Origin of the sequence: Siphonobacter sp. SORGH_AS_1065 (assembly GCF_030818595.1) — a bacterium.
GTDB lineage: Bacteria > Bacteroidota > Bacteroidia > Cytophagales > Spirosomataceae > Siphonobacter.
Window position 1 is genome coordinate 3,311,843 of sequence record NZ_JAUTAM010000004.1, and the last position, 17,215, is coordinate 3,329,057.

General features: G+C 45.4%; 12 protein-coding genes. 9 read left to right on the top strand and 3 right to left on the bottom strand.

Annotation, left to right across the window (positions count from 1 at the left end; translation table 11 throughout):
- Window positions 1–459: 459 nt before the first annotated feature.
- Together QE390_RS14310 and ytxJ are read right to left on the bottom strand one after the other, a co-directional pair.
- Entirely contained in the window at window positions 460–951 is a 492-nt protein-coding gene (locus QE390_RS14310) for a cytidine deaminase (RefSeq protein WP_106635596.1), read from the bottom strand.
- Window positions 952–1,365: 414 nt separating this feature from the next.
- Window positions 1,366–1,695 carry a bacillithiol system redox-active protein YtxJ gene (gene ytxJ / locus QE390_RS14315; protein WP_106635598.1) on the bottom strand — a complete coding sequence of 110 codons (330 nt, stop codon included), beginning with the start codon at window positions 1,693–1,695 and terminating at the stop codon, window positions 1,366–1,368.
- Window positions 1,696–1,843: 148 nt separating this feature from the next.
- Here ytxJ and QE390_RS14320 point away from each other — a divergent pair, with 148 nt between their 5' ends.
- The 4 genes from QE390_RS14320 (at window position 1,844) to QE390_RS14335 (ending at window position 5,558) form a co-directional block, all read left to right on the top strand.
- Entirely contained in the window at window positions 1,844–3,046 is a 1,203-nt protein-coding gene (locus QE390_RS14320; protein WP_307142631.1) for a 3-deoxy-D-manno-octulosonic acid transferase, read from the top strand.
- Between the two features lie 239 nt (window positions 3,047–3,285).
- Window positions 3,286–4,215, top strand: coding sequence for a ribosome small subunit-dependent GTPase A (gene rsgA, locus QE390_RS14325; protein WP_106635599.1), 930 nt, complete (start codon window positions 3,286–3,288; stop codon window positions 4,213–4,215).
- A gap of 53 nt (window positions 4,216–4,268) precedes the next feature.
- Entirely contained in the window at window positions 4,269–4,478 is a 210-nt protein-coding gene (locus QE390_RS14330; protein ID WP_198555145.1) for a hypothetical protein, read from the top strand.
- A 189-nt stretch (window positions 4,479–4,667) separates the two neighbouring features.
- Window positions 4,668–5,558 (top strand): cupin-like domain-containing protein, encoded by an 891-nt coding sequence (locus QE390_RS14335; RefSeq protein ID WP_307142632.1) that lies wholly within the window; start codon window positions 4,668–4,670, stop codon window positions 5,556–5,558.
- A 208-nt stretch (window positions 5,559–5,766) separates the two neighbouring features.
- On the opposite strand, the gene QE390_RS14340 is transcribed toward QE390_RS14335, so the two are convergent.
- Entirely contained in the window at window positions 5,767–7,038 is a 1,272-nt protein-coding gene (locus QE390_RS14340; protein WP_307142633.1) for a DUF2851 family protein, read from the bottom strand.
- A gap of 354 nt (window positions 7,039–7,392) precedes the next feature.
- Between QE390_RS14340 and QE390_RS14345 the strand changes: the two genes are divergently transcribed.
- The 5 genes from QE390_RS14345 (at window position 7,393) to QE390_RS14365 (ending at window position 16,312) form a co-directional block, all read left to right on the top strand.
- The gene (locus QE390_RS14345; RefSeq protein ID WP_307142634.1) at window positions 7,393–8,562 is read left to right on the top strand and encodes a PepSY domain-containing protein; all 1,170 of its coding nucleotides are present in this window, start codon (window positions 7,393–7,395) and stop codon (window positions 8,560–8,562) included.
- A 321-nt stretch (window positions 8,563–8,883) separates the two neighbouring features.
- On the top strand, window positions 8,884–11,718 hold the full coding sequence (locus tag QE390_RS14350) for a glycosyl hydrolase (protein ID WP_307142635.1): 2,835 nt from the start codon (window positions 8,884–8,886) through the stop codon (window positions 11,716–11,718).
- 191 nt (window positions 11,719–11,909) lie between these two features.
- On the top strand, window positions 11,910–13,142 hold the full coding sequence (locus QE390_RS14355) for a DUF2264 domain-containing protein (RefSeq protein ID WP_307142636.1): 1,233 nt from the start codon (window positions 11,910–11,912) through the stop codon (window positions 13,140–13,142).
- 128 nt (window positions 13,143–13,270) lie between these two features.
- On the top strand, window positions 13,271–13,933 hold the full coding sequence (gene nth / locus QE390_RS14360) for an endonuclease III (RefSeq protein ID WP_106635605.1): 663 nt from the start codon (window positions 13,271–13,273) through the stop codon (window positions 13,931–13,933).
- A gap of 132 nt (window positions 13,934–14,065) precedes the next feature.
- The gene (locus QE390_RS14365) at window positions 14,066–16,312 is read left to right on the top strand and encodes a family 20 glycosylhydrolase (protein ID WP_307142637.1); all 2,247 of its coding nucleotides are present in this window, start codon (window positions 14,066–14,068) and stop codon (window positions 16,310–16,312) included.
- Window positions 16,313–17,215: the final 903 nt, after the last annotated feature.

The following is a 17,215-nucleotide window of genomic DNA, read 5'->3' on the forward strand; positions in this document are numbered from 1 at the left end:
CCGGGGGACGGGCGGGTAGGTTAACGCACTTACGAATTCCTCCCGCCTTGGCTGGTGTCCTCACCAAACAGGGTGATGGAATCATAACCCCGGAGGGGTTCAACACGGGTAGCCCCGGATGAAAATCCGGGGTAACAATTCGGTTTTTTCGTATGAGGTACATGTTCCCACCTTGGCTGGTGTCCCCACCAGCCATTACTAAAAGCCTAGTGGTTGGTGGGAACACCAACCAAGGCGGGGGGTACCTAGCCCAGGTTCATCCAGACCAGGACCATCCAGCCTGGAGCTCTTCCTATGCAACCCCGATGGGGTTATTTTTGGGATGGATAATCCCCGCATACAGACCATCGATCTGCGACAAATCGACTCCAGATGGCAAGTCTGGAATTGCAATGAAGCAAAGAATAGCGAAACTTAGTAACCTCTGTGCAAAAACGCTGAGTAGCTTTTGGGTGAATGCTACTTCCCAAAGAGATCATCCGCGTCAAATTTCACGGGTAATAAATCGGCAATGGATTCTGTAGCAATAATACCACCGCCGGGCTGGAGCATGAGCAATCGGATGGGTTCTTTCTGCCGATGTTCGTATTCCAGCATTGACTGCCGACAATTACCACAAGGGGACACGGGCTGAAAAACAGATCCTTCGCCGGGGCGAGCCAATACCGCAATCGACTTGATTTTTATATCTGGATAATTCGCTCCAGCCCAGAAAATAGCCGAACGCTCTGCACAAGAACCCGATGGGAAAGCCGCATTTTCCTGGTTATTAGCGGTGATAATGTTACCATCTTCCAGTAATAGAGCGGCTCCTACATGAAAGTTTGAATAAGGAGCGTAAGATTTATAAGTCGCTTCTTTTGCTTGCTGAACTAACTTTTGCTCCGCTTCGGGAAGCTCATTTTCAGAAGAATAGGAAGTCAGATTTACCTGTAATTGCAATTTTTTCATAGACCATTTGTAAGGAGGGAAGAATATAACCTGATCTATCGAAAAAATGTTTCCTAAGAGAAGCTGTCTTTAAATAAAATACTTCTCTGGTGCGAGATTCCATCTCGTTCCTAAAACAAAGGCAGGTTCTCACCTGCCGTTATACCCCTAACCTTGTCATCCAGAGTGAAGGTAAGAACCTAATTGCCATCTCGAATTTACTTGAACCTGAGGGACCTTTAGCAAACGTAAAAGTCGCCCCATCCGGCCTAAGTTCTCTTTCTGTGTTCGAGCTGACAGCTTGGATGTTTGTTATCTTGAGCAAAAGATAAAGGTCGACGATGAGAGAATTGAACAGCCTTTTGGGTTGATACAAGAAGAACCTGCATGGCATTTATTCCCATGCAGGTTCTTCTTGTATCAAAAATATCAATTCTAAGCATTCGCCAGAATCTCGCCAAACTGAATGGCAAAGTGCGATTCATTATAAACACATTTGCCATCGCGAATCAGTAATACCTGTGGCGATTCATGTTGTACTTCAAATTTTTCAGCAATAGCCTGCGAAATGGGACGGTAGCGTAATAAGTCCAGGTAATAACTTTCAATGCCTTGACTGTCATCCCATTGACGTTCCAGTCGGGACTTGGCTGTGGCACTGATGGAGCAGGTTGTGCTGTGTTTATAAATGAGAACCGGATGATCAAAAGACGCTTGTGCAATCGTTTCTAATTGTTCCAGTTCAGTAATGGCTTGCCAGTTCATAGGAAATTAAGAATATAAAAAGATGTCTTTGAATAAGTCTGTATTCAACCTCGAACGTTCGAATACGCCGACAAAGTTCTATTTTTGGTGCGTAAAAAGTTTATTCCAGACCTTGTATTCTTTCTTTTATACTATTTCTGTCTTTTTTATGCAGTTGGGGTTTCGCCTGGCCGCTTTTTTTCATCCCAAAGCCCGGCTGTGGATTGAGGGACGAAAACAGCTTTGGCGTCAACTGGAGCATTACCAGCCGTCACCTCAAACCGCGTGGTTTCACTGTGCGTCAGTGGGAGAGTTTGAACAGGCCCGGCCCGTACTCGAGACGTTTCGGAAAGAAAACCCGGATTGGAAAATTGTTCTGACGTTTTTTTCACCCTCGGGTTATGAACTTCGGAAAAATTATAACCAGGCAGATTTAGTTTGTTACCTGCCACTGGATACCGCCAAAAATGCCCGACAATTTGTATACATTATTCAACCCAAAATGGCCTTTTGGGTGAAATATGAGTTCTGGTATCATCACTTACATGAACTCAAAAAACGGAATGTTCCAATCCTTCTATTTTCCGCCATTTTCCGTCCCGATCAAATTTTCTTCAAGTCGTACGGCGGTTTTTACCGAACGATTCTGAAATGCTTTTCGCATCTTTTCGTACAGAATGAAGAGTCGCTGAAATTACTCAAAAGCATTTCTATTACCAATGTTAGTTTATCGGGAGATACCCGTTTTGATCGCGTGGTGGAGATTGCCCGGGAGGCCAAAAGCTTTCCTGTTGTTGAGCAATTTTGTGGAGAGGCAAAGGTATTAGTCGGGGGGTCGGTCTGGCCGGAAGACTGGAAAACGATAGCTTATTTCATAAATGAATACGTTGGAAAACATAAACTAAAGTGTATTATAGCTCCGCACGAGATTGATATTCAACAAATAGAGCAATGGAGTAATGAAGTGTCCGTAAAATCCGTTCGGTATTCTCAGGCAACTACCGAAGCCATTCAGCAGGCCGATTTGTTGTGGATTGATAACATTGGGATGTTGGCGAGCTTATACCGGTATGGGCATTTTGCCTTTGTGGGTGGGGCTTATAAAAATGGGTTACACAACATCGTAGAAGCCGCCGTTTGGGGCATGCCGCTGTTCTTTGGTGACAAGAAATACCGAAAGTTTCAGGAAGCTCACGATTTACTAGCTTTAGGTTCGGCTCATGCGGTAGCGGATGGTACGGAATTTACGAGGATATTTACAAACTTATTACAACAGCCTGATCTATACCAGCACGAAGCCGAAACCAGCCGAGCGTATGTATACAGCAAAATCGGAGCTAGGGAGCAGATTATGCGTAGTTTAAAAGTTTAACTAGGTTTGAAATTGGTTCGAGGAGGTTTGAATGGGGTTTGAAGTATGAATGGATTGTTTGAAAGTAGTTTAATAGTAGGTTTGAAGAAGTTTGAAGTTAGTTCGAGAAAGTTTGAATAGGGTTTGAAGTAGGAGTTAGGTAATTGTTTGATGAGGTTTGAACGGTTCGATAGTAGTCTCAATCGTTTTCCATCAAACCTCCTCAACCAGATCAAACTTACTTTATAGTCATGAAATAGATGTCAGAAAAAGGAATAGTCATACGATCAACAGGCTCCTGGTACGATGTACGGGATGAAGAAGGCCATGTTTGGCAGGCTCGATTGAAAGGAAAATTTAAGCTCAAAGGTCTGAAAACCTCCAATCCGTTGGCGGTGGGAGATCGGGTTAGGATGGACATTGAAAATGAGAATGAAAATACGGCCATCATTAACGAGATAGAAGATCGGGATAATTACATCGCCCGGGCATCGGTTCATAAAACTAGTCAGGCTCATTTGTTGGCTGCCAATGTCGATCAGGCCGTCTTGATTGTTACCCTTGATTTCCCACGCACGTCGCTTGGTTTTATTGATCGGTTTCTGGTCTCAGCAGAATCGTTCCGAATTCCGGTATTAATCGTCTTTAATAAGCAGGATATTTTCGATGAAGAAGGCCGCGATCAGCATCAGCCCATCATGGACATGTACGCTAATCTGGGGTATGGTACCTTGCGTACCTCGGCCTTGACGGGTGAAGGAATCGAGGAGTTAAAAGCTTTGTTGAAAGACAAAGTATCATTGATTTCCGGCCATTCGGGGGTGGGTAAATCAACGCTGGTAAATACCATCGCTCCCGATCTGGATTTACGCACCAGCGAAGTATCTACTTTCGCCAATAAAGGCGTGCACACCACGACTTTCGCCGAAATGTTTGAACTCGAATCGGGTACATATCTGATTGATACACCGGGGATTAAAGAACTGGGGTTAATTGATATGGCTCCGTCTGAAATCAGTCATTACTTTCCAGAAATGCGGGAGTTACTCAATGAATGTAAGTATCATAACTGCCTTCATGTGAATGAACCCGCCTGTGCGGTGCGGGATGCTGTAGAGGCTGAAACGATTGCCCTGAGCCGTTATCACAGTTATCTGGGAATGTTACAGGGCGATGATAACCGTCGATAAATCAATACGTTGTCCAAAAGAATTCGTAAGTAAACCATTAACTCATCACATCCATGCAGCCTTCCACGCCCAATCCCATGACTCGGTTTTTTGGGGCTTTTTTTACGATTTTAGGAACCATGATTATTCTTTTCGCCTGTGTTGCTTTTCTTAATGATGGGAAGACTACGCTGGGCTGGAAAATCTCCCAATGGGAATCGCTAGTGCCTTTTTTAGTGGGAACCGTGTTTCTCATTACGGGGGTTAACATGATGCGGAATTAAGTATAGATTGAATTGAATCAACGGGCAGAATTGAAAAGTTAGAGTTGACGTTTTCTAAAGAACAGCGTCTTTTAAAAATAATTACTTTGAAAAGGGAACAATCTTTTCAAAAAACGTATTGGAATTATGCAATGAAAATGCGTTACTTTTGCCATTTCTATCCGATAAATTCAATTTAGTAATACCAATATGAAGCTGCAGCCTGTCGACATTGTTACGGACATCTCTGGTGAAGAGTTTCGCGAAAAATATTTAAAAACCCATCGCCCGGTTATTCTGCGGGGTATCACCGAAAAGTGGCCTGCTTTTGAAAAGTGGCGTCTGGATTACTTCAAGACCCTGGCGGGAAATATCGAAGTACCTTTGTACGATAACTCCAAACCTACGCCGAGTTCGAAGCTGAATCAGCCTGACAAGGTGATGAAGTTTGGAGAATATCTGGACTTAATTGCTTCAGGACCAGTAGATTTACGGATGTTCCTGTTCAATATCTTTGATCACATCCCTGATCTGTGTAATGATTTCACCTTCCCTGAGCATCTCATGAAGGGCTTCCTCAAGAAGTATCCGATGATGTTCTTCGGCGGTGCCGGTTCAATCGTGTATTTGCACTACGATATGGACTTGTCGAATGTATTCCTGACGCAGTTTCACGGTAAAAAACGGGTAATCCTGTTTGATCAGAAATATTCGAAACACCTCTACCGGATGCCCTACGGTATCTTGAGTTACGTGGATCCCGAAAACCCTGATTACGAGAAACACCCGGCCATGCGTTATCTGGAAGGATACGATTGCATCATGGAACATGGGGATATGTTATACATTCCTTCCGGCGTGTGGCATTACATGAATTACCTGGAAGGGGGATATGCGTTGGCCGTTCGTGCCTTTGATCCCTCCATTTCAACGCGTGCAGAAGGGATCTTCAACATCACGGCCATGCGGACGTTTGATGATTTAATGAAGAAAAACTTCGGTAAACGTTGGTGGAATTATAAATCCCGTAAAGCAGAAGAATTTGCTAATCAGGTAGTTTTAGAAAATGGCGGCAAAGGTCGCATTCTCGAAACGGTATAAGTTTTAGTGATTGGATGTTAAAAAACGGCTCTACTTGGATTTTCCAGTTAGAGCCGTTTTTTTATGCAGAGCCGCGACTTCATCGCATCTGGCCGGGGAATGGGAATGAGTTAGAAGGTAACAAAACTGCCCTTTAGTCAGTGAAACGTAATAAAACCGCCTCCACCCAGACGCAATCAATCTCGTCTCTACAGGATTAGAAAATGGATTATCCTTTTAAGACACCTATTCCCACGCTGCAATTCAAACATTTGCGTTGGTTACAGTACGATTGCACCCATTCCAGAGCGGCCTGTGAATCGGCAGCATTCTGGCATTTCAAACCGTATTTTTTCCAGGTATCTATCCACGTATTCGTTTCTGAAGGTAGTTTTTCCAGTAATTCAATGGCTCGATCCAGAAAGGTAGGGTCGTCTTTGTAGTGGCTGAACGCGGTTAGTAAGGGAACAACGGCGTTAATAACCATCCGCTGAATAGTGTCTTTCCCGAGCTGAGTAATGCCCTGTTTCGTAGGTTTTTCGAAGGTGTAATGCGACTGCCAGTAGGCCGAAGGGCGGACTTGCCATTGCTTTTCGATGCTAAGAGTTTCATTGCAGCTAAGAATAAAGGAAAATAGAGGTAGGGGCTCAATGGCTAACTGAACGAGCTGAGCCATACGAACGGTAGGAAAACTGGCGGGTCGTAATCTTAAAAATTTCCACACTGATTTAGGAAGCGGTTCAATCTGATATTTCTTCATCAAAAAATGAGCTTCTTTTTGCAATTGAATCACGTAGGTATCGGTGGGATTTTCAGGAATCAATCCAGAGGCTCCAAACACCAAAGCTTCCATTTGAAAGGGCTGATTGCGGTGTTTGCGGAGAATTTTCAGGGGCACCAATCGAGTTAACCATTCCATCGGATCGGCGTTGAGCGAAGCTCCCATCGACCTTCCCAGCATTTGCCAACTCGTTTCTTCCCAATCATTTTGAGTTGATTCCAAAATTTGTTGCACCTTCTGTGATTTAACGGATAACCGCTCAATCAGCGTGCGATCCAGCATCATTCGTCGGGAGAGCTCGCTGGAGGAAGCAAACTGAGCTCCACAAGCCAGGGTTTCCTTTCCATCCATGAGCGAGCGATAACGCTGTAGCCAGGTTTCATCTGTACGATTTTGAAGAGCAAGCGTTGGAATTTCCGAGCCATCCTTCCTGAAAATAGCCTGATCATGAATCCAGACGACATGAAGAATGACGTTTTCGTACGCTTCGTCGGTTTGGTGGGTATGTCTGATCCAGTCGGAAGATCGCCTGTGAATTTCCACGGTACCAGCCCATTTGATGCTATTGATAATCAACTGAGCATTCTGAAAATCGGGTCCAGCGTGGGTATGAGCTTGCCCCACTGATAGAATTTGCAGCTTTTCACCCGCACAGGTCTGTAAATCAGTACGATCAAATTTCTGAAATTGCCAGAGGTAATGAATGAAATCTTCGGTCATCTTACGTGCGTTTGAACCGAAAATTACGTGATACCCTAAGAACTAATCGTACCGAAAAATAAGTATTAACTACCAATTGATAAACCTGGATCGGTGGTTAATGTATGGTTATGGTGTACTCTCTACTCTCTACTAATACGTCTCATTTAGATTACTTCCCCGCCGTCACTCGGCTAGAGCCGAGCGACGGCGGGAATCTCTTTCAATTACTTATTGCTTCGGCTGAATGACTGACAAAACCAACCTCTCGTATCCAGTTATCCAGTCCTTATTATTATAAATCTTTCTTAGACCAATTATAAATAGATCAGAATTGATAAATTTGTCCTGATTTGTAAAATCAGACCGAACGCAATGAGCTTTAAAAAATGGATAGGCTGGATACACCTTTATCTGGGGTTAGCCTCCGGTTTAGTGGTTTTTGTAGTGGCTATTACGGGTTGCATACTAGCCTTTGAACAGGAAATTAAGAATGTAACACAACCCTATCGATTCGTTGAGAAGCCTGCTCAGGCCGTACCCTTAGCTCCTTCTGCTTTACGAACCATCGCCGAGAAAGCTCTACCTGGAAAAGCCGCCGATGGCTTATTGTATGGATTGCCCAATCGCAGTGCTGAAGTCGGTTTTTATAACTTCGATCCTGAATATTATTACGTCGTTTACATCAATCCGTATACGGGTAAAGTTCTGCACGTATGGAATGAAGACGACGATTTCTTCCACTTCATTTTACACGGCCATTATTACCTATGGTTGCCCGAGAAAATTGGCCAGCCCATTGTAGCTTCCGCAACCCTGATCTTTCTGGTATTAACCATTACCGGATTGATATTATGGTGGCCTAAAAACAAAAGTGCAGCCAAACAACGCTTCACCATTAAATGGAATGCTGCCTGGCGACGTAAAAACTATGATCTGCATAATGTGCTGGGTTTCTACGTTATGGCTCTGGGGATGGTCTTTGCCATTACGGGATTAGTCTGGGGTTTTCAGTGGTTTTCGCAGGGACTGTACACCGCCACGGGTGGGAAAGGGTCCGACGCGTATCTGATTCCTCCTTCTGATACCACGGCACTAGCCACTACGCCATTAATGGGTCGCGTCGACCAGATTTGGCGGGATTATAGCCTGAAGCATCCCAATCATCAGGGACTTAATATTTCCTTTCCAGAAGATAAGGTAAGCTCGATTTTCTCTTACGTAAATTACCGGGCTGGAACTTACTATAAAGTGGATTATCACTATTTTGATCAGCATTCAGGCAAAGAAATCGCGGCTACTGGTCCGTACAGCGGTAAGTACGCCGATGCCAATGTCGCTCAGTTACTCCGCCGGATGAATTACGATATTCACGTAGGAGCCATCTGGGGGTTACCCGGTAAGATTCTGGCCTTTTTTGCCAGTTTGATCTGTGCCAGCTTACCCATTACCGGAACGCTTCTCTGGTGGGGCAGACGTAACAAAAAGAAACCTCAGAGTAAAGCCACACGAGTCATGGCAAAGAAAACACCTGTGACGACGTAACGAATAGGAATTAATTGGATAGGGTAGCAGTCAAAACGGTTACCCTTTTTTCATACTATTTAATAAGCATTGAGCGGGTAAGCCTTAAGAGGAGGAATAGACATCACCAATACAATCTTCACTCAGGATGTTACTAAAGTCTGAATCTCAATGCTGTTGAATCAGTGAAAGGATTGCAAGACCTCTTTTCAACTGAAAGGTCTGATACAATGAATGGGTTTAGACAAGGATGAAGCAGGACAGTTTTAGAGAAAAGGCGTTAGCGGATACGGGCCGCACCTGTTATCTTTCGTCTCTTCTGTAGCTATTCTTTACTTCGAAATGATTAACCGTCTGTACCTCTCCCTTTTTCTTCTCCTCACCGCATTAAGTTTCAAACCCGATTCCGGGCCTTCCGACGAACAGTTTAAAAATCCTTCTCAATCATACGGCATTCGTTGCTGGTGGTGGTGGCTGAATGGCAACGTAACCAAAGAAGCCATCACCCGCGATCTGGAAGAAATGAAAGCCAAGGGCTTCAGTGGAGCCTGTTTGTTTGATGCCGGTGGGCAAAATCAGCGGGATAATGCCGATGTACCTGAAGGCCCGATGTTCGGAACACCCGCCTGGCGAGAGTTATACCGTCATGCCGTAAAAGAGGCTAGTCGGCTGGGACTAACCCTAAGTTTGAGTATTCAAAGCGGCTGGAATCTGGGTGGACCCGATATTACCCCCGAAGAAGCTACCAAACACCTAACCTGGTCCGAAACGAAAGTAAAAGGGCCCGGCAAGATTCGTCAGGAGTTACCCATGCCGAAAATCAAGGATGGCTATTACCGCGAAATTTCGGTAATGGCTTACCCCGCTAAAGCGAATCATAACCGCAAACCCATTAAAGATTTTAAGTTTAAAAATGCTTCCGAAGAGGTGGGTTGGTCGAATATTCCGGATACCCGGCCCTTATTAACCGACGAACCTGCGGTGCCCGGTGAAGAGGACGCTACGTTGAAAAATGTCATTACCCTGACGGATAAGGTAAAAAACGGCGTGCTGGAATGGGATGCTCCAGCGGGCGAGTGGACCATAATTCGGTTGGGGTACACGCCTTCAGAAGCCGAGGTTTCTACGTCGAGCGGCCAGTGGAAGGGCCGCGTGCTGGATCACATGAGTGAAAAACATTTCAATCGTTACTGGGATACGCACGTAGAACCCTTACTGAGAGAAATTGGCCCGGCGGCAGGCAAGACGGTTAAGTATCTACAGACCGATAGCTGGGAATTGGGTGGTATTAACTGGACGGAAGATTTCGCCGCAGAATTCAAAAAGTTTCGGGGGTATGAGATCACGCCTTACTTACCGATTCTGGCGGGAAAAATTATAGAGAATCGAGAGGTAACGACCCGATTCCTGGCGGATTTTCGTAAAACGGTCAGTGACTGTATCTCCGAACATCATTACGGGTTATTTGCCAAACGGGCGAGGGCCTTTGGAATGGGCATTCAGCCCGAGTCAGCCGGACCACACGCGGGTCCGTTTGATGGGTTGAAAAACTACGGACATAGCTCGCTGATGATGAGTGAATTCTGGGCTCCATCGCCGCACCGACCCACGCCTGAACGTCGCTTTTTTGTGAAACAGGCCGCCAGTGCCGCTCACATTTATAATGTACCGTTCGTTGGAGCGGAGTCGTTCACAACCATCGGTCCGCATTGGAATGATGTGATCTGGGCCTCGATGAAACCCAGTGCTGACCATGAGTTCTGCTCGGGACTGAACCTGATTTTCCTGCATACTTTTACCTGCTCGCCCCGCGAAATGGGATTGCCGGGTCAGGAATATTTTGCTGGAACGCACTTTAATCCGAACGTAACGTGGTGGAATGAATCCGGAGCTTTTGTAAAGTACCTGAGTCGGATTCAGTATATGGCTCAAAATAGCCGTTTTGTGGGCGATGTGTTGTATTACTATGGCGATCACGTGCCTAATATTGGCCGCCTGAAAGAAGACGATCCGGCGAAAGTATTACCCGGTTATGATTACGATCTGACCAATGAAGATCGGTTATTGGCATTATCCGTGAAAGACGGCCAGGTTACCTTTGAGCACGGTCAGCATTACCGCTTACTGGTCATTCCCGATCATGGAGTACTATCATTGAAAGCCCTTCGTAAGATTCACGAGTTAGTGAAAAATGGAGCGACCGTTCTGGGGCCCAAAACGACCCATACCGTGAGTCTGGAAAATTACCCCGCCAGTGAAACCGAAGTGAAAAAACTGGCGGACGAGTTATGGGGGGCGGCATCGACTTCTTCGGGTCAGCATACCTTCGGGAAAGGTCGGACAATCTGGGGAAAAACGGCTCGGGAAGTCTTGCAGGAGGATGGCATTCAGCCCGATTTTTCTGCTGATAAAAAGCTGGATTACATTCATTACCAATGGGGTAAGGCGGATTGGTATTTCGTTTCAAGTCAACAGAAAGAAGCTCAGAAATCCGAAGTAGAATTTCGTATGACGGGCAAACAACCTGAACTCTGGAATGCCGTAACGGGCGAAATTCGTCCGATTATGAATTTTCGTCAGGAGAAAGGAAGAACCATCATTCCGCTGGAATTTACGCCGAATGGCTCCTGGATTGTGTTATTCCGTACGCCCATTCCTGAAACCAAACAGGGTAATGCTGTTTCAAATTTCATTAGTTACCAGCCCGTAAAAACAATTGAAGGAACCTGGAACGTAAGCTTTAATCAGAAGTGGGGTGGTCCGGAAAAAGCAGTATTCAAAACCCTGACGAGCTGGACGAAACGGCCCGAAGAGGGTATTAAGTATTACTCAGGAAAGGCGACGTATCAGATTACGTTTGATAGCCCAACGCCCGCTAACCCTTACCTGGATTTGGGTGATGTACAGGACGTAGGGGTAGCTCACGTACGATTGAATGGCAAGGATCTCGGCGTACTGTGGTGCCCTCCGTATCGAATTTCGGTGAAGGGGTATCTGCGAGCCAAAAATAACATGCTGGAAATTGATGTCACAAACTCCTGGCGTAACCGACTGGTAGGGGACCGTGGCAAACCACAAAGCCAGCGATTCACTCAAACCAATATCCTGATTCGCCCCGAGTGGGAGTTGCTGGAGAGCGGGTTACTCGGTCCAGTGCAAATTCTGAAGGGAGAGTAAAGGAGGGTGTTTTGCAAATCCATTATCCCGGATTGACATCCGGGGCTATTCATATTCAAGCCCGTTAGGCTTAACGAGAGACGATCACGGTTCCGGCAGTTAACCCGAAAAATAGTTTAGGGTTAATAAAGAAACCCGTGGTCTTATCAATAATACTTCCGGCCAAGCCCGGAACTCTAAACTAGTAACCTATGCTTCGTCGATTTTTTCTTCGCCAGTTGGGCGGGGTGGGATTAGTCAGCACCTTGAATCCGTTGGAAACCTTAGCCAGTCCTGCCACAGCAGCTCCCACTTCTGATCGGGCGTACTGGGTTAGTATTTTGCAAAAACTGGCGGAACCCGTCTTAACGGCCCTGGCGGAAGATCAGCTGAAAGTTCGAATGCCAGTGGAATCGAAACCAGGTCAGGAAGCAGACCGCAAAAATTACTCCTATCTGGAAGCCGTTGGGCGTTTGTTAGCGGGCATAGGTCCCTGGTTAGAGCTGGATTCAGCCGAAGAAAAAGCCTTACGGCAAAAGTATTTTTCTTTGGCCCAGAAAGGGCTGGCAAATGCCGTCAATCCAAAGGCGAAAGATTACCTGAATTATACCAAGGGCGGTCAGCCGCTGGTGGATGCTGCCTTTCTGGCTCAGGGTTTAATCCGTTGTCCGAAGCTCTATCAAAGCTTGCCTACGGAAGTAAAAACACAGGTACTGACCGCCTTCAGGCAAACCCGAACGATTCAGCCTTATTTTAGTAACTGGTTGTTATTCAGTGCAATGATTGAAGCATTCTTTGCTTTTATTGGAGAAGAGTACGACAAAATGCGACTGGATTATGCTCTGCGTCAGCACGAGCAATGGTACAAAGGCGACGGTATTTTTGGAGACGGGCCGGACTTTCACTGGGATTATTACAACAGCTACGTAATCCAGCCTTTCATAGTGGATATCCTGCGAACCTTACCCGGTAACAGTTACGATTTTCTGAAAAAACGGATGGATAAAATCGCCCCCCGTTACGCCGCTGTTCAAGAGCGATTGATTGCCACGGATGGTACTTTTCCCGTCATTGGACGTTCCATTTGTTACCGGGCCGGGGCTTTCCATCACCTGGCTAATACGGCTTTTCTAAAGCAGTTACCTCCTGAAATAATACCCGCTCAGGTTCGCAGTGCGTTAACCGCTGTTCTGCATAAAACCCTCGACAACCCTAAAAATTACGACAGCAAAGGCTGGTTGTATATTGGCCTGAACGGCCATCAGCCCGATTTGGGTGAAGGATATATTTCTACCGGAAGTTTATACCTGACGGCAACGGCCTTATTGCCTTTAGGATTACCCGCCACCGATCCTTTCTGGGCTAATCCAGCGACTGACTGGACGAGTCGCCGCATTTGGGAAAAAGGCGAAAACCTGCCCACGGATCACGCCATTCATGCCTGATATAGGTAGAGACGCGATGCAGTCGCGTCTAGCTGGGAAATGCGAATCATTTGAATCGTAACAAAAGCCGCCTCTCCAAATCAGGACTGGCAAAGGTTTTTCTATGGAGATCTGAAACGAGCAACCCTATGAAACGTGCCTTTGATCTAAATGAAATGCTACCCCGCATTGAAAAAGCCATTGCCCCTTATCCCAAAGCCGCTATGTTTGAACTGGCCGAGCGGGGCTATAATACCCTGTTTGAGCAGCTCATTTCCTGTTTGATTTCCATCCGTACACTCGATGAAACGACGATTCCGCTTTCGTTAAAACTCTTTAATCGAGCCCGAACGCCGGAGCAGTTAGTAGCCATACCCTTTGAAGAACTGGCCGAAATGCTGGTGGGTAGTCAGTACCCCGGACAAAAGGCGGAGACGATGCGGGCCATTGCCCAAATTGCTATTACACAATACGGCGGTAAGTTACCTGCGAATTATGACCAGTTAACTGCCTTGAAAGGCGTCGGTCCCAAATGTGCCAATCTGGCTCTGGGCGTAGCCACGGGAGTCCCCGCTATTAGTGTGGATGTCCACGTACATCGCGTGGTGAATCGCTGGGGATTTGTGAAAACCACCACGCCCGAAAAAACGCTGAACGTACTTGAAAATAAAGTTCCTCAGAGTCAATGGATTGATATTAACCGCTTGCTGATGCCGTTCGGAAAACATATTTGTACAGGAACCTTACCCCGATGTTCCAAATGCCCGGTGCTGGAATTCTGTGAGCAGGTAGGGGTAACAAAACACAGGTAATAATGCTCGTTTCGGGCCGTAGAAACCCTTTCTTTGCATTCTTTAAAGGATGATGGAGTATGATCCCGATCTTTGGGTCTTCCTCCATCATAAGCCCCTTCCAGGGTTTTGTTTTACCATTAAACGAATGTAATGAAAAAACTGCTGGTGCTTGCCTGCCTGCTTTTTAGCGGGTTGACGCATGCTCAAACGAATTCTTATCCGCTTATTCCATACCCAGCGTCGCTCAAGCCCGGAGCCGGTTTTTTTGAAGTGAAGGCTTCAACCAGCCTGATTTTTCCGGCAGATGCTCCCTTAACCTCACAGGTTAGTCAACTGAAGTCGCTGTTAGGCATTAGCGGGAACGCGGCTGGTTCGGCTAACCGGATTATTTTAGGTTTTGATGCTTCATTAGGGAACGACGAAGCTTACTCGCTGGAAGTAAGTGCTTTAACCATTAAATTATTAGGTAAAACCCCAGTAGGTATAACCCGGGGTATTCAGACCCTACGTCAGTTACTGCCTGTTTCGGCTGGAGCGGCGAAACGAATTCCCTCGTTAGTCATTAAGGATCAGCCTGCGTATTCCTGGCGGGGTATGCACCTGGATGTGTCGCGGCACTTCTTTACCGTAGATTTCATCAAAAAATACATTGACCAACTGGCTTTCTATAAATTCAACAAGTTTCACTGGCACCTCACCGACGACCAGGGCTGGCGGATAGAGATCAAAAAATATCCTTTATTAACTCAGGAAGGAGCCTGGCGGACACTCAATAATCAGGATTCTTCGTGCATTGCCAAGTCAAAAGACAATCCAGATTTTATCATTGATCCCCGCTTCCTCAAAATGAAAGACGGGAAGCAGGTATACGGAGGGTATTATACGCAGGAACAAATTAAGGAGGTTGTAGCGTATGCAGCGGAACGCTCCATCGAGGTCATTCCTGAGATCGATATGCCCGGTCACATGATGGCGGCCATCAAGCAATATCCCTATCTGAGCTGTACGACGGATGCCAGCTGGGGAAAAACGTTTTCAACGCCCATCTGCCCCTGTAATGAACAGACGTATGAATTCGCTGAAAATGTGTTTAGTGAAATATTTGACTTATTCCCAAGTAAATACGTGCACCTCGGAGCGGATGAAGTGGAAAAAACAACCTGGGCGAACTCGGAGGCTTGTAAAGAGTTGATGAAGAAAGAAGGCATCAAAAACGTGGAGGAATTGCAAAGTTACTTCATTCACCGCATGCAGAAATTCTTTACGTCCAAGGGTAAAAAACTCATTGGCTGGGATGAAATACTGGAAGGCGGCATTGATGCTTCGGCGACTTTAATGTACTGGCGTTCCTGGGTGAAAAAAGCTCCTTACGAAGCGGCTAAAAATGGGAATGAAATCATCATGACGCCCGTAAGTACGCTCTACTTTGATAGCCCTCCAGGCATTCAGTCTGTATCGAATGTGTATCATCTGGAGGTTATTCCCGAAGGCATTACGCCCGAGCAGAAGAAACTTTTCCTGGGTGCTCAGGCCAACCTCTGGACGGAATACGTTCCCACCGAAAGCCGGGCTGAATACCTCTACATGCCCCGCATGACAGCCCTCTCGGAAGTAGTCTGGACGAATAAGAAGAACTACGATTCATTTCAGAAACGCCTGTTGCAGCATTACCCGATGATGGAGAAAAGCAACATTCATTACCGCCTGCCTGACCTGACGGGTTTCACGGAAGAGAACGTTTTCGTAGACAAGGCGACGTTAACCATCAAAAAGCCGCTGGAAAGTTATACCATTCGCTATACCACGGATGGTTCGTTCCCGGAGAAAAATTCACCTGAACTGGGTAAAGGGTTGACGATTACGAAACCCCAAACCATTAAGCTGGCGGCTTTTACTTCGACGGGTTTACGCGGAGATATGTATACGTTGAAGTATCAGCAACAAGCCTATGCCAAGCCCGTGCCGGTAACGGGCAAAACGGCTGGTTTAAAAGGAAGTTTATATAAAAAAGCGTTCAGATCAACGAAGCTGATGCAGCGTGAGAAAGCGGACAGCACGTTTACGGTTCCGAATGTGGAGGTGCCCCAAACGGTAACCGCTCCAAGTTTCGGAATTCAGTTCCGGGGTTTGATTAACGTTCCTGAAACGGGCGTGTATAGCTTCTTTTATACCTGCGACGACGGCGGAATTCTCCGCATCGCTGATCGAATGGTAGTTGATAACGACGGTAACCATTTCCCTATCGAAAAAAGTGGGCAGGTAGCCTTAAGTAAAGGGGCTCATCCTTTCGAAGCTGACTTTATCGAAGGTGGGGGTGGTTTTACTCTCAAGTTGAAATACAGCCTCAATGGTTCAGAACCGAAGGACATTCCTGCTAGTTGGTTCATTCAGCAGTAAGAGTAGTAGAATATAAGACTTATTACAATAAAACCCGTAACAAACATTACGGGTTTTATTGTAATAAGTCTTTCTGCTGTTTCGGATTTGCAATCCGAAAGTAATCTGTTTGGGATTTATAATCCCACATACGGATTACAGATAGATACAGAATAGCGTAGCATCTCTACATATATATCAACCATCTCTCTGTTTTCTTTACTAGTCACTTTTAGTGTAGAAAATATATTTCTAAATCTACCGTAGAGACGCCGATTTATCGCGTCTCGCTCTCTTAGGCAAAACTGCTTCACTTTGGACAGATGAATAGAATTCGCCTAAATAAAAACAGTTTGATAGAGAAATAAGACGCGATGAATCGGCGTCTCTACGTTTGTTCGTTCTTTCGGATTTGCAATCCGAAAGCGATTTGTTGGGGATCTATAATTCCATATACGGATTACAGATCCGTAACAGACTGGTTCTGGATTGCAAATCCAGAACAGCGTAGGAGCTGGATTATAACATTTATTTTAGAAGGTAATCATAACAAAGGAGTTCTATTAGGTAATAAGTATGATTGGGTTAATATTAAATTTTTTAATTAATAAAAATACTGAAATAGTTGCAAATTAAAGTTATTGATATGCTTGTTTTACGCTTTAAGTTTAAATAAAAATTGATTAGTAAAGTATTGATTTATAGTTATATAGAAGCGTTTTATGAATTTTAATTAGATAATGTATTGTTTTGATAAAATTCAGAATACCTTCGCTTAAATCCATCTACTTATCTACTTAATAATTGTGCTTATGAAAAATTTAATTACCATTCTTTTCCTCTTTTGCTTTTTCACAGGGATAGCTCAATCCCCTAAACCCATTGCTTTTGAAGATCCCGCTTTTAACCAACAGTTTGCGAAAC

What these genes read in the sequence shown, in the direction of transcription:
- QE390_RS14310 (WP_106635596.1), bottom strand. Translation starts at nt 951, where the DNA reads ATGAAAAAATTGCAATTACAGGTAAATCTGACTTCCTATTCTTCTGAA.
- ytxJ (WP_106635598.1), bottom strand. Translation starts at nt 1,695, where the DNA reads ATGAACTGGCAAGCCATTACTGAACTGGAACAATTAGAAACGATTGCA.
- QE390_RS14320 (WP_307142631.1), top strand. Translation starts at nt 1,844, where the DNA reads ATGCAGTTGGGGTTTCGCCTGGCCGCTTTTTTTCATCCCAAAGCCCGG.
- rsgA (WP_106635599.1), top strand. Translation starts at nt 3,286, where the DNA reads ATGTCAGAAAAAGGAATAGTCATACGATCAACAGGCTCCTGGTACGAT.
- QE390_RS14330 (WP_198555145.1), top strand. Translation starts at nt 4,269, where the DNA reads ATGCAGCCTTCCACGCCCAATCCCATGACTCGGTTTTTTGGGGCTTTT.
- QE390_RS14335 (WP_307142632.1), top strand. Translation starts at nt 4,668, where the DNA reads ATGAAGCTGCAGCCTGTCGACATTGTTACGGACATCTCTGGTGAAGAG.
- QE390_RS14340 (WP_307142633.1), bottom strand. Translation starts at nt 7,038, where the DNA reads ATGACCGAAGATTTCATTCATTACCTCTGGCAATTTCAGAAATTTGAT.
- QE390_RS14345 (WP_307142634.1), top strand. Translation starts at nt 7,393, where the DNA reads ATGAGCTTTAAAAAATGGATAGGCTGGATACACCTTTATCTGGGGTTA.
- QE390_RS14350 (WP_307142635.1), top strand. Translation starts at nt 8,884, where the DNA reads ATGATTAACCGTCTGTACCTCTCCCTTTTTCTTCTCCTCACCGCATTA.
- QE390_RS14355 (WP_307142636.1), top strand. Translation starts at nt 11,910, where the DNA reads ATGCTTCGTCGATTTTTTCTTCGCCAGTTGGGCGGGGTGGGATTAGTC.
- nth (WP_106635605.1), top strand. Translation starts at nt 13,271, where the DNA reads ATGAAACGTGCCTTTGATCTAAATGAAATGCTACCCCGCATTGAAAAA.
- QE390_RS14365 (WP_307142637.1), top strand. Translation starts at nt 14,066, where the DNA reads ATGAAAAAACTGCTGGTGCTTGCCTGCCTGCTTTTTAGCGGGTTGACG.